Here is a 13,993-nt window from a genome sequence, read left to right as displayed (position 1 = left end):
TCTCTCATCTGCTTTGCAGATGAGGGTTTTCTTAATTTATGCTATACTTAAAGTATGCATAGAAAAACAGTGATTGATTTTAGGGCTTTGGGGGAGAGATACACCTTTACCCAGTCTATCAAAGAGTTGAAAACGAGAGATTTAGCGGAAGTAACAGCCTTATTGGCACAAGTGGAAAGCTACCAAGAGCAAGGCTATTATGTGGTGGGCTATGTTAGCTACGAGGCTGCACCTGCTTTTGAGGAGAAATTAGCAGTTCACAAGACTCCCCTACTGGGAGAGTACCTACTGTATTTTACTGTTCATGATAGGGTAGAAACATCCCCTATTCCTCTGACTTATGATGAGGTTGATTTGCCCTCAAATTGGCAGGAAGTAACGTCTGCTGCAGACTATGAAAAGGCGATTGCTCAGATTCACCATCATTTGCGGCAGGGAGATACCTATCAGGTCAACTATACTGTCCAACTCAAGCAGGACTTAACCGCCAATCCTTTTGCTATCTACAATCGTATGGTAGTAGAGCAGGAGGCAGGCTACAATGCCTATGTGGAACATGATGACATGGCAGTGATTTCCATGAGTCCAGAGCTCTTTTTTGAGCAAAATGACCGCGAGTTGACAACGCGACCAATGAAGGGAACGACTCAGCGTGGTATGACTGACCAAGAAGACTTGGAGCAGGCCAGTTGGTTGGAACAGGATCCCAAAAATCGCTCTGAAAACATGATGATTGTGGACCTCTTGCGTAATGATATGAATCGTATTTCTGAGGTGGGGAGCGAGCATGTGGAGCGTCTGTGCCAAGTGGAACAGTATTCAACGGTTTGGCAGATGACTTCGACCATCAAGAGTCAGTTGCGAGAGGATGTGGACCTTGTTGAAATCTTCCGTTCTCTCTTTCCTTGTGGTTCCATAACGGGTGCACCCAAAATTGCGACCATGGAAATCATTAAGGACTTGGAGCCCCAACCGCGTGGAGTCTACTGTGGAACGATTGGTCTCTTGCTTCCAAATGGACGACGAATTTTTAATGTTGCCATTCGGACCATTCAACTGCATCAAGGGAAAGCCATCTATGGAGTTGGTGGTGGCATTACATGGGATAGCACATGGGAATCTGAATACCGCGAGGTTCATCAAAAGGCTGCTGTTCTCTATCGTAAACAAGCTCGTTTCCAACTGATTACAACTGGAAAAATCAGTCAGAAGAGCTTGATGTTTGAAGATCAACATTTGGAAAGACTGAGAAAAGCTAGTCGATATTTTGCTTATCCTTTTGACCCAGAAATTTTGAGGCAAAAGATTGAAGCAGAGTGTCAGACTTGTGATGCTAATCAAGATTACCGTTTGCGAATTAGCCTTAGAAAATCTGGGGAGATAGAAGTCGATCGTCAAGTATTAACACCTCTTAGTCCGAGCTTCTGTCAGGCTCAACTTTGCCTGCAGGAAATGGATTTGAATCAAGCTTTTACCTACTTCAAAACGAGTCACCGACCACATTTGAACCTAGGGGAACAAGAGAAGATTTACCATAATAAGTCTGGAGAACTTCTTGAAACATCTATTGGAAATTTGGTTTTGAAAATCTCTGGGAAACTCTACACACCGCCTATCAGACTTGGAATCTTACCAGGAATTTACCGTCAGTATTTACTAGAAACAGGACAAGTAGAAGAGAAAGTCTTGACCTTAAAAGACTTGGCCCAAGCAGAAGCTACTTACGGTTGTAATGCAGTGAGAGGCTTGTATGAATTAAGCCTAGAGGAGAACTAGATGAAGCTGGTATTTTTACACGGGTTAGGGCAGTCAGCAGAGTCTTGGAAAGAGGTTCGGAATCAATTGAAGGATAAGCCCACAGAAGCTCTTGAATTGCTGAAATAAGTTTGATAAAATAATAGTGAAATCGATATCATAATTATGGGAGAATGAAATGAACAAACGTCTATTTTTAAAAATGAGTCTGGCTACCTTGCCAGTTTTAGCCTTGTTTTCACAACCTGTGTTAGCAGAAGAAAACATTCATTTTTCTAGTTGTAAAGAAGCTTGGGCGAATGGATACTCAGATATTCATGAGGGAGAACCTGGTTATTCTGCCAAGTTAGACCGTGATCATGATGGTGTAGCTTGTGAATTGAAAAATGCTCCAAAAGGTGCCTTCAAAGCAAAACAATCAACTGCGGCTCAAAACAATACAAGTTCAGCAACAACAAGTGGCTGGGTTAAGCAGGATGGTGCTTGGTATTACTTTGATGGAAATGGCAATCCAGTGAAAAATGCATGGCAGGGAAGCTATTACCTGAAAGCAGATGGTCAAATGGCACAGAGCGAATGGATTTATGATTCTTCCTATCAAGCTTGGTATTATTTGAAATCAGATGGATTTTATGCAAAGAATGCATGGCAAGGAACTTACTACCTTAAGTCAAATGGTAAAATGGCACAAGGTGAGTGGATTTATGACTCTTCTTATCAAGCCTGGTATTACTTGAAATCAGATGGTTCATACGCTCGCAATGCATGGCAAGGAAATTACTACCTTAAGTCAAATGGTAAAATGGCACAAGGTGAGTGGATTTATGACTCTTCTTATCAAGCCTGGTATTACTTGAAATCAGATGGTTCATACGCTCGCAATGCATGGCAAGGAAATTACTATTTGAAATCAGATGGTAAAATGGCTAAGAACGAGAGAGTAGATGGTGGACGTTACTATGTAGATGCCTCAGGTCTCTGGAAACCATAAATCAGATAAAATTTAGAAAGTTAATGCAAACCTTTGCATAAACGATTGGTTTTTGTTATACTATATCTGTAAGCATTTTCAATTACTAAACAATGAAAAAGGAGAATATGATGAGTCAAAAGATTATTGGGATTGACCTTGGTGGAACTTCTATCAAATTTGCAATCTTAACAACAGCAGGAGAAATACAAGAAAAATGGTCTATCAAGACCAATATTTTGGATGAGGGAAGTCATATCGTTGATGATATGATTGAGTCTATTCAACACCGTTTGGACTTGCTTGGATTGGCAGCAGCAGACTTCCAAGGTATTGGAATGGGTTCGCCAGGTGTGGTTGACCGTGAAAACGGGACTGTTATTGGTGCCTACAACCTCAACTGGAAAACCCTTCAACCAATTAAAGAGAAAATTGAAAAAGCCTTGGGTATCCCATTCTTCATCGATAATGATGCCAACGTAGCAGCTCTTGGTGAACGTTGGATGGGGGCTGGAGATAACCAACCAGATGTTGTCTTTATGACACTTGGTACAGGTGTTGGTGGCGGTATTGTTGCAGAAGGCAAATTACTTCACGGTGTTGCTGGTGCAGCAGGTGAGCTCGGTCACATCACTGTTGACTTTGATCAACCAATCGCATGTACTTGCGGTAAGAAAGGTTGCCTTGAGACAGTTGCTTCAGCAACAGGTATTGTCAACTTGACTCGTCGCTATGCCGATGAGTACGAAGGCGATGCAGCCTTGAAACGCTTGATTGATAACGGAGAAGAAGTAACTGCTAAGACAGTCTTTGACCTTGCAAAAGAAGGAGACGACCTTGCCTTGATCGTTTACCGTAACTTCTCACGTTACTTGGGAATCGCTTGTGCCAACATCGGTTCAATCCTAAACCCATCAACAATCGTCATCGGTGGTGGTGTATCAGCTGCGGGAGAATTCCTTCTACAAGGTGTTCAAAAAGTCTACGACGAAAACACCTTCCCTCAAGTACGCACATCAACAAAATTGGCTCTTGCAACTCTAGGAAATGACGCTGGAGTAATCGGAGCAGCATCACTTGTATTACAATAAAATAAAAAAAGAGGAACAATGCTAACCTCGAGTTAGTAATGCTTCTCTTTTCTTTTTTATGCTATACTAGTTAGGACAATGAATGAGGTGAAACGAAATGACAAAAGCAGATACAATTTTTAAAGAAAATATTGAACGAATCCTCAAAGACGGTGTCTTTTCAGAGCAGGCTCGTCCTAAGTACAAGGATGGGACAGTTGCCAACTCTAAATATGTAACGGGTGCCTTTGCCGAGTATGACTTGGCCAAGGGGGAATTCCCCATTACAACTTTACGCCCTATCGCTATCAAATCGGCCATCAAGGAAGTGCTCTGGATCTACCAAGACCAGTCCAACAGCCTAGAAGTTCTTAATGACAAGTACAATGTCCACTATTGGAATGACTGGGAAGTGGGAGATACAGGGACCATCGGTGAGCGCTATGGGGCTGTTGTTAAGAAACACGACATCATCAATAAGCTTCTCAAGCAGTTGGAAGCCAACCCTTGGAACCGCCGCAATATCATTTCGCTCTGGGATTACCAAGCTTTCGAAGAAACAGATGGGCTGCTCCCATGTGCCTTTCAGACCATGTTTGATGTCCGTCGTATAGATGGAGAAATCTATCTGGATGCGACCTTGACCCAGCGTTCTAACGACATGCTAGTAGCCCACCATATCAACGCTATGCAGTACGTGGCTCTTCAAATGATGATTGCTAAGCATTTCGGCTGGAAGGTTGGGAAGTTCTTCTACTTCATCAACAACCTCCATATCTATGACAATCAATTTGAACAAGCTCAGGAATTGCTTCGTCGTGAGCCGTCAAACTGCCAACCTCGTTTGGTACTGAATGCTCCTGCTGGGACTAATTTCTTTGATATCAAAGCAGAAGATTTTGAGTTGGTGGATTATGACCCTGTTAAGCCGCAGTTGAAGTTTGACCTAGCTATTTAAAAGAATAGAAAAAAGAAGTTGAGACAATGAATCCCAACTTCTTTTGTTTCTTAACGTGATACGCGGCGACGAGCTGCTTTTTTACGGTTTTCTTCGATGAAAGCTGCTTTTTGCTCTTCTGGTTCGATTACTTTCTTTTTAAATGCGTATACTGCACCTGCAAGTGCAGCGACAGTTCCTGCGACACCTGTTACAAGACCTTTAGCGAATCCTTTAGCCATGAGTCTTCCTCCTTTATCTTCTTAATCAGCCAGCCTCTTCAAGAGGTCACATTTTTCTGACTGACCTTTTTGTGTTATAATAATAGTAACGAAAAAATGGGAATTTTTCAAGGAAAAAAGATGAAAACAAAAATAATTGTGATTGTTGGACCGACTGCAGTTGGAAAGACAGCTCTTGCTATTGAAGTGGCTAAGCGCTTTGGTGGGGAAGTTGTGAGTGGTGATAGCCAGCAAGTTTACCGAGGTCTAGATATTGGGACGGCTAAGGCTAGTCCAGAGGAGCAGGCAGCTGTTCCCCATCATTTAATCGATGTTAGAGAGGTAACCGAGTCTTACTCGGCTTTTGATTTTGTTTCAGAAGCTAAGATGGCTATTAAGGACATTCACAGTCGTGGGAAACTAGCCATTATCGCTGGTGGGACTGGGCTTTATATCCAGAGCTTACTTGAAGGATATCATCTAGGTGGGGAGACTCCTCATGAGGAGATTTTAGCTTATCGAGCTAGTTTGGAGCCTTATACAGATGAGGAATTAGCCTATCTTCTGGAGCAAGCAGGCCTTGAAATTCCCCAGTTTAATCGTCGTCGTGCTATGCGTGCCTTGGAAATTGCCCATTTTGGTCAGAATTTGGAAAATCGAGAGACCTTGTATGAACCGCTGATTATCTGCTTGGACGATGAGCGCAGTCAGCTTTATGAGCGTATCAATCGCCGAGTAGATCTAATGTTTGAGGCTGGGCTTTTGGATGAGGCTAAGTGGCTCTTTGACCATTATCCATATGTGCAGGCTGCTAAAGGCATTGGCTACAAGGAACTCTTTCCTTATTTCCGTGGAGAGCAGTCCTTGGAGGAAGCTAGTGAGAGTCTCAAACAGGCTACCCGTCGTTTTGCCAAGCGTCAGCTGACCTGGTTCCGTAATCGCATGCAGGTCACCTTTTATCAGATTGGAGAATCTGGTGTGCAAGACCGCATTTTAAGCCAGATAGAGGAGTTTTTAGATGATTGAAACGGAGAAAAAAGAGGAACGCGTCCTGCTCATCGGTGTGGAATTGCAGGGCATGGACAATTTTGACCTCTCTATGGAAGAATTGGCCAGTCTAGCCAAGACGGCTGGGGCAGTCGTTGTAGATAGCTACAGGCAAAAACGTGAAAAATATGACTCCAAGACCTTTGTCGGCTCTGGTAAGTTGGAAGAAATTGCGCTCATGGTGGATGCAGAAGAGATTACCACTGTCATTGTCAACAACCGCTTGACTCCGCGACAAAATGTTAATCTGGAGGAAGTTCTGGGTGTCAAGGTCATTGACCGTATGCAGTTGATTTTGGATATCTTTGCCATGCGGGCTCGAAGCCATGAAGGAAAACTCCAAGTGCACCTAGCCCAGCTCAAGTATCTCTTGCCTCGCTTGGTTGGTCAGGGGATTATGCTCAGCCGTCAGGCAGGGGGAATTGGTTCCCGTGGACCTGGTGAAAGCCAGCTGGAGTTGAACCGTCGTAGTGTTCGCAATCAAATCACAGATATCGAGCGCCAGCTCAAGGTGGTTGAGAAAAATCGGGCCACTGTCAGAGAAAAACGTCTGGAGTCGAGTACCTTTAAGATTGGTTTGATTGGTTACACCAATGCTGGGAAATCAACTATCATGAACACCTTGACAAGTAAGACTCAGTATGAGGCGGACGAGCTCTTTGCGACTCTAGATGCGACGACTAAGAGTATTCATCTGGGGGGCAATCTCCAAGTAACTTTGACAGATACTGTTGGCTTTATCCAAGATTTACCGACAGAGTTGGTGTCTAGTTTCAAGTCAACCTTGGAAGAAAGCAAGCATGTGGATCTTCTGGTTCATGTTATCGATGCCAGCAATCCTTACCACGAGGAGCATGAAAAAACAGTCCTGTCCATCATGAAAGACTTGGATATGGAAGATATTCCTCGCCTAACCCTTTATAATAAAGCGGATTTGGTGGAGGATTTCACGCCGACCCAAACGCCCTATGCTCTCATTTCTGCCAAGTCTAAGGATAGTCGTGAGAACTTGCAGGCTTTGTTTTTAGAGAAAATCAAGGATATTTTTGAGAGATTTACCCTGCGCGTGCCTTTTTCTAAGTCTTACAAGATTCATGATTTGGAAAGTGTTGCGATTCTGGAAGAACGTGATTATCAGGAGGATGGCGAAGCGATTACAGGCTACATTTCTGAGAAAAACAAATGGAGGTTAGAAGAATTTTATGACTGATATTAAAACTTTGGCTCTAAAGTATGGAGGTTATACAAGTCTGGATAAGGTCTATCTGGATCAACTTCTAGCTGGTAAAATAGAGCAGGAGCAACTGGCTCTTATTACTCCTCCGCCAAGTGTGGTCAATGCCTACTTTGCAGAGCTCTACCAGAAAAAGAGTCCTGAAGCAGCGACGGATTATTTTGCGGAACTCAGTCAGGAACTGAATCTTTACAATACTGAGCCAAGTTTTACTCTCGAAAACAAACCTTTTATTCGCCTAAACCTGTCTGGTAAATCCTTTGGTTTTTGCTATGAGAGTCAGGGTCTTGGTCGAATTTTTTCTGAAAATGAGGAGAAGATTTCGGATGACTTGCTCTTTGAAATTGCGCAAATTTTTCCCCATCAGCTGGTCTTTGAGGAGTCTGGTAAGATTTACATGAAGGCTGTCGGGGAAGAAGAAGTTGTTAGTGTGGAGAGTCTCACAGCTTTGACTGATTTGGAAAGCTTGGCTGATGGTCGCAAGCGTCTTAAAGGTTACAGCCAAGAGGAGTTATTACAAGAAGCTACAGCTTTTTCTGGCAAGCGCTATTTCCGATCGGAAAACCGCACAGCCATGTTATATATTGATTAATTAGAAAGTATCGAATGGATATTCAATTTTTAGGAACGGGGGCTGGTCAGCCCTCTAAAGCCCGTAACGTTTCAAGTCTTGCCCTGAAACTTTTGGATGAGATTAACGAAGTTTGGCTCTTTGACTGTGGAGAAGGAACGCAAAATCGCATTTTGGAAACCACGATTCGACCACGTAAGGTCAGCAAAATCTTTATCACCCACCTGCATGGAGATCACATTTTTGGCTTACCAGGTTTCCTTTCTAGCCGTGCCTTTCAGGCCAATGAAGAGCAGACAGATTTGGAAATCTATGGACCTCAAGGAATCAAATCTTTTGTATTGACTAGTCTACGAGTGTCAGGTTCACGCCTGCCCTATAAGATTCATTTTCATGAGTTTGACCAAGATTCTCTAGGGAAAATCCTTGAGACCGATAAATTCACTGTGTATGCAGAAGAACTGGATCACACTATTTTCTGTGTTGGTTACCGTGTCATGCAAAAGGACTTGGAAGGAACGCTAGATGCTGAAAAACTCAAGGCAGCTGGTGTCCCATTTGGCCCTCTTTTTGGAAAAATCAAAAACGGTCAGAACGTTGTTCTCGAAGATGGGACTGAAATCAAGGCAGCTGACTATATCTCAGCTCCCCGTCCAGGTAAGATTATCACTATACTTGGTGATACCCGAAAAACCAATGCCAGTGTGCGTCTAGCTGTTAACGCAGATGTTCTTGTCCATGAGTCCACTTATGGAAAAGGAGATGAAAAAATTGCCCGTAATCACGGCCACTCAACCAATATGCAGGCAGCGGAGGTTGCAGTAGAAGCAGGTGCCAAACGACTCCTGCTCAACCATATCAGTGCCCGTTTTCTCTCAAAAGATATCAGCAAACTCAAAAAAGACGCTGCCACAATTTTTGAAAATGTGCATGTGGTCAAAGACTTGGAAGAAGTGGAAATCTAACAGATTGAGAAAGGATAAGTATGCCTACTATTCTTATTACAGGAGCTAGCGGTGGTCTAGCTCAAGAAATGGTCAAACTTTTACCAGATGACCAACTCATCTTGCTTGGTCGAGATAAGGAAAAATTAGCTCAACTCTACGAAAATCATCCCCATGCAGAATGGATTGAAATTGATATTACCGATGATTCAGCCCTAGAAACTCTGGTAGCAGACCTCTATCTCCGCTATGGCAAGATTGATGTCTTGATAAACAACGCTGGTTACGGGATTTTGGAGGAATTTGAGCAGATTTCCGACCAAGATATTCACCAGATGTTTGAGGTCAATACCTTTGCCCTGATGAATCTATCTCGACGCCTTGCGGCTCGAATGAAGGAAAGCCGAAAAGGCCATATCATCAATATCGTCAGCATGGCAGGCTTGATCGCTACTGGCAAGTCCAGCCTTTACTCAGCGACCAAGTTTGCGGCCATTGGGTTTTCAAATGCTCTGCGTCTCGAACTCATGTCCTACGGTGTTTATGTAACGACGGTCAATCCAGGACCAATCCGCACAGGATTTTTTGACCAAGCGGACCCAGATGGAACCTATCTCAAGTCGGTTGACCGCTTCCTGCTAGAACCAGATGCAGTGGCTAAAAAGATTGTCAAGATTATAGGAAAAAATAAACGGGAACTCAATCTTCCGATTTTGTTGAACCTAGCTCATAAGTTTTATACCCTCTTTCCCAAGCTAGCTGATAAGTTGGCAGGGGAGACTTTTAATTATAAATAAAAAGAACCAATGCGTAGGTTGTTGCTGGCCTACATATTGGTTCTTATTATTTCTCAACTATCAAACTGGACTTCTTCTAGTAGATAGTCGATAAAGCGTTCGCCCATCTTAGACAGGCTGGTTTTTTCATGCTGGATATAGACCAGCTCTATGGGGTCGTCAATGTCCAGTGGGATGGAAACAATATTGTCTCCGTTAAGATTACTGTTCAAAATACCTGTCGCAATGGTGTAACCATCCAAACCAATCAAGAGATTAAAGAGGGTGGCACGGTCACTAACCACGATGGATTTCTTGTGATGCTCTTGGGAAAGGATTTCCTCTGAAAAGTAGAAGGAGTTGTGTGTCCCTTGATCATAGCTGAGGTAAGGGAAGTTTTCCAAATCAGACAGTTTCACCTTGTCTTTCTTTGCCAGAGGATTGGTCTTGCTGACAAAGATATGAGGCTGGGCTGTGAAGAGATGGTGAGCCAGCAGGTGGTTGTCATCCAGCATTTTTGTTAAAACATCACGGTTGTAGCTGTTTAAGAAGAGAACACCGACCTCACTACGGAAGTTCTTGACATCGTCGATAATCTCCCAAGTCCGAGTTTCACGAAGGAAAAGCTCGTATTTCTCCATATCACTTTTCTTGAGCAAAGAGACAAAGGCATTGACCACAAAGGCATAGTGTTGAGAGGAAACGCTAAAAAGTTCGCGGTGGGCGACAGGATTTTTATAGCGTTCTTCCAGAAGCTGGGTTTGCTCGACAACTTGACGGGCATAAGAGAGGAACTCCATCCCATCACGGGTCAAGGTGATGCCCTTAGGATTGCGGATAAAGATTTCAATGCCCATTTCATTTTCCAAATCTCTCACTGCATTGGAAAGACTAGGTTGAGTGATAAAGAGTTGCTTAGCTGCTTCATTCATGGAGCCAGTTTCGACGATTTTGATAATATAGTGTAATTGTTGAATTCTCATGTTTTTATTGTACCACACTTGCGTCAGAATCGCCAAAGAAGATAGGAAAATCAGGAGCATTGTGTGAGTCTCTTCTTGAAAAAAACACAAAATTTTGCTAGAATGAGTCTTATGAAAACATTCTATGATGTGCAGCAATTCCTCAAACGATTTGGTATTATTGTTTATATGGGAAAACGCTTATATGATATTGAACTGATGAAGTTGGAGCTCTCTCGAATTTACGATGCAGGGTTGATGGACAAATTAGACTATCTAGAAGCAGAAGCGGTTCTTCGCAGAGAGCACAAAGTAGAATTGGATTATATTGAGAAAAATGGAGAAAAGAACTAATGGTTACTTGGATTTTGTGGGCACTTATACTGGCAATGTTGGCATGGATGGGCTTTAACTATCTTCGTATTCGTCGTGCGGCTAAAATTGTAGACAATGAGGAGTTTGAAGCCTTGATTCGTACAGGTCAATTGATTGATTTGCGCGATCCAGCAGAATTCCATAGAAAACATATCCTTGGTGCCCGCAATATTCCTTCAAGTCAGTTGAAGACTAGTCTTGCAGCCCTTCGTAAGGATAAACCTGTCCTTCTCTACGAAAACCAACGTGCGCAACGGGTTACAAATGCGGCCCTTTACTTGAAAAAACAAGGTTTTTCTGAGATTTATATCCTTTCTTATGGTTTGGATTCTTGGAAAGGGAAAATCAAAGTCGAGAAATAAGAAAACGAGCTTGGATGTTCCGAGCTCATTTTTTAACCACTTTTTCTTAGAAAGTCACGAATGTTTGCTAATTCTTGGGAGTTTAGGGGGCGATAGTCTCCTTCTTGAAGATTGTCATCCAAGCTCCAAGGGCCAAATTGGGTGCGTTTGAGGGAGGTCACCTTGACACCAACCGAGAGGAACATTTTCTTGACTTGATGAAATTTTCCTTCTGAAATGGTGATAGAGGCTTGACTGTAGGAAGGACTTGCAGATAGAATCTCTAGACTTGCAGGTTTACAGATAGTGCCATCTAAAAAGACAATCCCTTTTTGAAAGGCTTGGATATGGTCAGGTGTCAGAAGTCCATTAACCTCAACTTGGTAAGTCTTATTGACATGATATTGGGGATGGAGGAGCTGGAAGCCCAAGGGGCCATTGTCAGTCAAGAGGAGGAGTCCTGTCGTATCTCGATCCAGTCGACCGATGGCATAGAGCTTGTCAGACTGGATGTCAGGCGGAAGGAGGTCCATGACGGTTGGAAGTTCCTTGTCTTTGTTGGCTGTAACGACACCAGCAGGTTTATGAAGCATAAGATAGGTGTGATCATAGCCTTGAATGATTCGGCCCCGAAAGAGGAGCTCCTGTAGTCCTGTATCGATATTTTGGGCTAGGGAGCGGGCTGGGCAACCATCGACGAGAATTTCCCCTTTGAGTAAGGCTTGCTTCATGGCCTTTCGGCTGATTTTTTCTTGAGCTAATAAATTATCTAAACGCATACTGTGCCTATCTTATCATAAGTCTCTTACTTTGAAAAGACTTGACGTGAAAAGAAAAGCAGAGTGAAAACATTTACACTTGCTTGAATTATGTTATTTACTTGAAATTATGGTATAATCGTTCAGTTAGAAAATAAATTTTGAATATTATAGAGGAAATCATGACAAAATTAAGAGAAGATATCCGTAACATTGCGATTATCGCCCACGTTGACCACGGTAAAACAACCCTCGTTGACGAATTATTGAAACAATCAGAAACGCTTGATGCACGTACTGAATTGGCAGAGCGTGCCATGGACTCAAATGATATCGAGAAAGAGCGTGGAATTACCATCCTTGCTAAAAATACAGCCGTTGCCTACAACGGAACTCGTATCAACATCATGGACACACCAGGACACGCGGACTTCGGTGGAGAAGTTGAGCGTATCATGAAAATGGTTGACGGTGTTGTTTTGGTCGTAGATGCCTACGAAGGAACAATGCCACAGACTCGTTTCGTATTGAAAAAAGCCTTGGAACAAGACCTTGTGCCAATCGTGGTTGTTAACAAAATCGATAAACCATCAGCTCGTCCAGCAGAAGTAGTGGACGAAGTCTTGGAACTTTTCATCGAGCTTGGTGCAGATGACGACCAGCTTGACTTCCCAGTGGTCTATGCATCAGCGATCAACGGAACTTCTTCATTGTCAGATGATCCAGCTGATCAAGAAACTACTATGGCACCAATCTTTGACACAATTATCGACCATATCCCAGCTCCAGTAGATAACTCAGATGAGCCTTTGCAGTTCCAAGTGTCACTTTTGGACTACAATGACTTCGTTGGACGTATCGGTATCGGTCGTGTCTTTCGTGGTACTGTTAAGGTTGGGGATCAAGTTACTCTTTCTAAATTGGATGGCACAACAAAAAACTTCCGTGTTACAAAACTCTTCGGTTTCTTTGGTTTGGAACGTCGTGAAATCCAAGAAGCAAAAGCAGGTGACTTGATTGCCGTTTCAGGTATGGAAGACATCTTTGTCGGTGAAACAATTACTCCGACAGATGCAGTTGAAGCTCTTCCAATCCTACACATCGATGAACCAACTCTTCAAATGACTTTCTTGGTAAACAACTCACCATTTGCTGGTAAAGAAGGTAAATGGGTAACTTCTCGTAAGGTGGAAGAACGCTTGCAGGCTGAATTGCAAACAGACGTTTCCCTTCGTGTTGACCCAACTGATTCACCAGATAAATGGACGGTTTCAGGACGTGGAGAATTGCACTTGTCAATCCTTATCGAAACAATGCGTCGTGAGGGTTATGAACTTCAAGTATCTCGTCCAGAGGTTATCGTAAAAGAAATCGATGGTGTTAAATGTGAGCCATTTGAACGTGTTCAAATCGACACTCCAGAAGAATACCAAGGATCTGTTATCCAAAGCCTTTCTGAACGTAAGGGTGAAATGTTGGATATGATTTCAACTGGTAATGGTCAAACTCGTTTGGTCTTCCTTGTTCCAGCGCGTGGTTTGATTGGATACTCAACTGAGTTCTTGTCAATGACTCGTGGTTACGGTATCATGAACCATACCTTCGACCAATACTTGCCATTGATTCCAGGTGAAATTGGTGGTCGTCACCGTGGTGCCCTTGTTTCTATCGATGCTGGTAAGGCTACAACTTACTCAATCATGTCTATCGAAGAACGTGGAACAATCTTTGTCAACCCAGGTACTGAGGTTTATGAAGGAATGATCATCGGTGAAAACTCTCGTGAAAATGACTTGACAGTTAACATCACTAAGGCCAAACAAATGACTAACGTTCGTTCAGCTACTAAGGACCAAACAGCTGTTATCAAGACGCCTCGTATCTTGACACTTGAAGAGTCTCTTGAGTTCTTGAACGACGATGAGTACATGGAAGTAACGCCTGAGTCTATCCGTTTGCGTAAACAAATCCTTAACAAGGCAGAGCGTGAGAAAGCTAACAAGAAGAAAAAATCAGCTGAATAAGAGCTAGA

General features: G+C 43.0%; 14 protein-coding genes and 1 pseudogene. 12 read left to right on the top strand and 3 right to left on the bottom strand.

Annotated elements, in window-relative coordinates; translation table 11 throughout:
- The first annotated feature begins 54 nt into the window (after nucleotides 1-54).
- The 4 genes and pseudogenes from AXK38_07280 to AXK38_07265 all read left to right on the top strand — a co-directional run bounded on the left by AXK38_07280 (nucleotide 55) and on the right by AXK38_07265 (nucleotide 4,753).
- The gene (locus AXK38_07280) at nucleotides 55-1,776 is read left to right on the top strand and encodes an aminobenzoate synthetase (protein AMH89051.1); all 1,722 of its coding nucleotides are present in this window, start codon (nucleotides 55-57) and stop codon (nucleotides 1,774-1,776) included.
- 157 nt (nucleotides 1,777-1,933) lie between these two features.
- A pseudogene (locus tag AXK38_07275) lies at nucleotides 1,934-2,740 on the top strand (lysozyme).
- Between the two features lie 116 nt (nucleotides 2,741-2,856).
- The gene (locus AXK38_07270) at nucleotides 2,857-3,816 is read left to right on the top strand and encodes a glucokinase (protein ID AMH89050.1); all 960 of its coding nucleotides are present in this window, start codon (nucleotides 2,857-2,859) and stop codon (nucleotides 3,814-3,816) included.
- 97 nt (nucleotides 3,817-3,913) lie between these two features.
- Nucleotides 3,914-4,753: a thymidylate synthase gene (locus tag AXK38_07265; protein AMH89049.1), complete on the top strand. Its 840-nt coding sequence runs from the start codon at nucleotides 3,914-3,916 to the stop codon at nucleotides 4,751-4,753.
- Nucleotides 4,754-4,803: 50 nt separating this feature from the next.
- On the opposite strand, the gene AXK38_07260 is transcribed toward AXK38_07265, so the two are convergent.
- Nucleotides 4,804-4,974 (bottom strand): hypothetical protein, encoded by a 171-nt coding sequence (locus AXK38_07260; GenBank protein ID AMH89048.1) that lies wholly within the window; start codon nucleotides 4,972-4,974, stop codon nucleotides 4,804-4,806.
- 120 nt (nucleotides 4,975-5,094) lie between these two features.
- Here AXK38_07260 and AXK38_07255 point away from each other — a divergent pair, with 120 nt between their 5' ends.
- Genes AXK38_07255 through AXK38_07235 form a run of 5 tightly spaced genes read left to right on the top strand, consistent with a single transcriptional unit; the run spans nucleotide 5,095 to nucleotide 9,546 of the window.
- Nucleotides 5,095-5,979 carry a tRNA dimethylallyltransferase gene (locus tag AXK38_07255; GenBank protein AMH89047.1) on the top strand — a complete coding sequence of 295 codons (885 nt, stop codon included), beginning with the start codon at nucleotides 5,095-5,097 and terminating at the stop codon, nucleotides 5,977-5,979.
- The gene (locus AXK38_07250) at nucleotides 5,972-7,210 is read left to right on the top strand and encodes a GTPase HflX (protein ID AMH89046.1); all 1,239 of its coding nucleotides are present in this window, start codon (nucleotides 5,972-5,974) and stop codon (nucleotides 7,208-7,210) included. The genes AXK38_07255 and AXK38_07250 overlap by 8 nt, the downstream gene beginning before the upstream one ends.
- The gene (locus AXK38_07245; GenBank protein ID AMH89045.1) at nucleotides 7,203-7,826 is read left to right on the top strand and encodes a cystathionine beta-lyase; all 624 of its coding nucleotides are present in this window, start codon (nucleotides 7,203-7,205) and stop codon (nucleotides 7,824-7,826) included. The genes AXK38_07250 and AXK38_07245 overlap by 8 nt, the downstream gene beginning before the upstream one ends.
- A 14-nt stretch (nucleotides 7,827-7,840) precedes the next feature.
- Nucleotides 7,841-8,770: a ribonuclease Z gene (locus AXK38_07240; GenBank protein AMH89044.1), complete on the top strand. Its 930-nt coding sequence runs from the start codon at nucleotides 7,841-7,843 to the stop codon at nucleotides 8,768-8,770.
- Nucleotides 8,771-8,790: 20 nt separating this feature from the next.
- Nucleotides 8,791-9,546, top strand: a complete 756-nt coding sequence (locus tag AXK38_07235) for a short-chain dehydrogenase (protein ID AMH89043.1) — start codon at nucleotides 8,791-8,793, stop codon at nucleotides 9,544-9,546.
- A 53-nt stretch (nucleotides 9,547-9,599) separates the two neighbouring features.
- On the opposite strand, the gene AXK38_07230 is transcribed toward AXK38_07235, so the two are convergent.
- Nucleotides 9,600-10,508 carry a LysR family transcriptional regulator gene (locus AXK38_07230; GenBank protein ID AMH89663.1) on the bottom strand — a complete coding sequence of 303 codons (909 nt, stop codon included), beginning with the start codon at nucleotides 10,506-10,508 and terminating at the stop codon, nucleotides 9,600-9,602.
- A gap of 63 nt (nucleotides 10,509-10,571) precedes the next feature.
- Here AXK38_07230 and AXK38_07225 point away from each other — a divergent pair, with 63 nt between their 5' ends.
- The gene (locus AXK38_07225; GenBank protein AMH89042.1) at nucleotides 10,572-10,841 is read left to right on the top strand and encodes a hypothetical protein; all 270 of its coding nucleotides are present in this window, start codon (nucleotides 10,572-10,574) and stop codon (nucleotides 10,839-10,841) included.
- On the top strand, nucleotides 10,841-11,224 hold the full coding sequence (locus AXK38_07220; protein AMH89041.1) for an NADH dehydrogenase: 384 nt from the start codon (nucleotides 10,841-10,843) through the stop codon (nucleotides 11,222-11,224). Before AXK38_07225 ends, AXK38_07220 begins: the two co-directional genes overlap by 1 nt.
- Before the next feature lie 32 nt (nucleotides 11,225-11,256).
- On the opposite strand, the gene AXK38_07215 is transcribed toward AXK38_07220, so the two are convergent.
- Complete coding sequence (locus AXK38_07215; GenBank protein AMH89040.1) at nucleotides 11,257-11,982, bottom strand: 16S rRNA pseudouridine(516) synthase; 726 nt, start codon at nucleotides 11,980-11,982, stop codon at nucleotides 11,257-11,259.
- Nucleotides 11,983-12,143: 161 nt separating this feature from the next.
- On the opposite strand from AXK38_07215, the gene AXK38_07210 reads away from it, so the two are divergent.
- Nucleotides 12,144-13,985, top strand: a complete 1,842-nt coding sequence (locus AXK38_07210; GenBank protein ID AMH89039.1) for a GTP-binding protein TypA — start codon at nucleotides 12,144-12,146, stop codon at nucleotides 13,983-13,985.
- Nucleotides 13,986-13,993: the final 8 nt, after the last annotated feature.

It is taken from the genome of Streptococcus mitis, from assembly GCA_001560895.1.
GTDB lineage: Bacteria > Bacillota > Bacilli > Lactobacillales > Streptococcaceae > Streptococcus > Streptococcus mitis_Q.
This window is presented reverse-complemented; position numbering and strand designations above follow the sequence as displayed.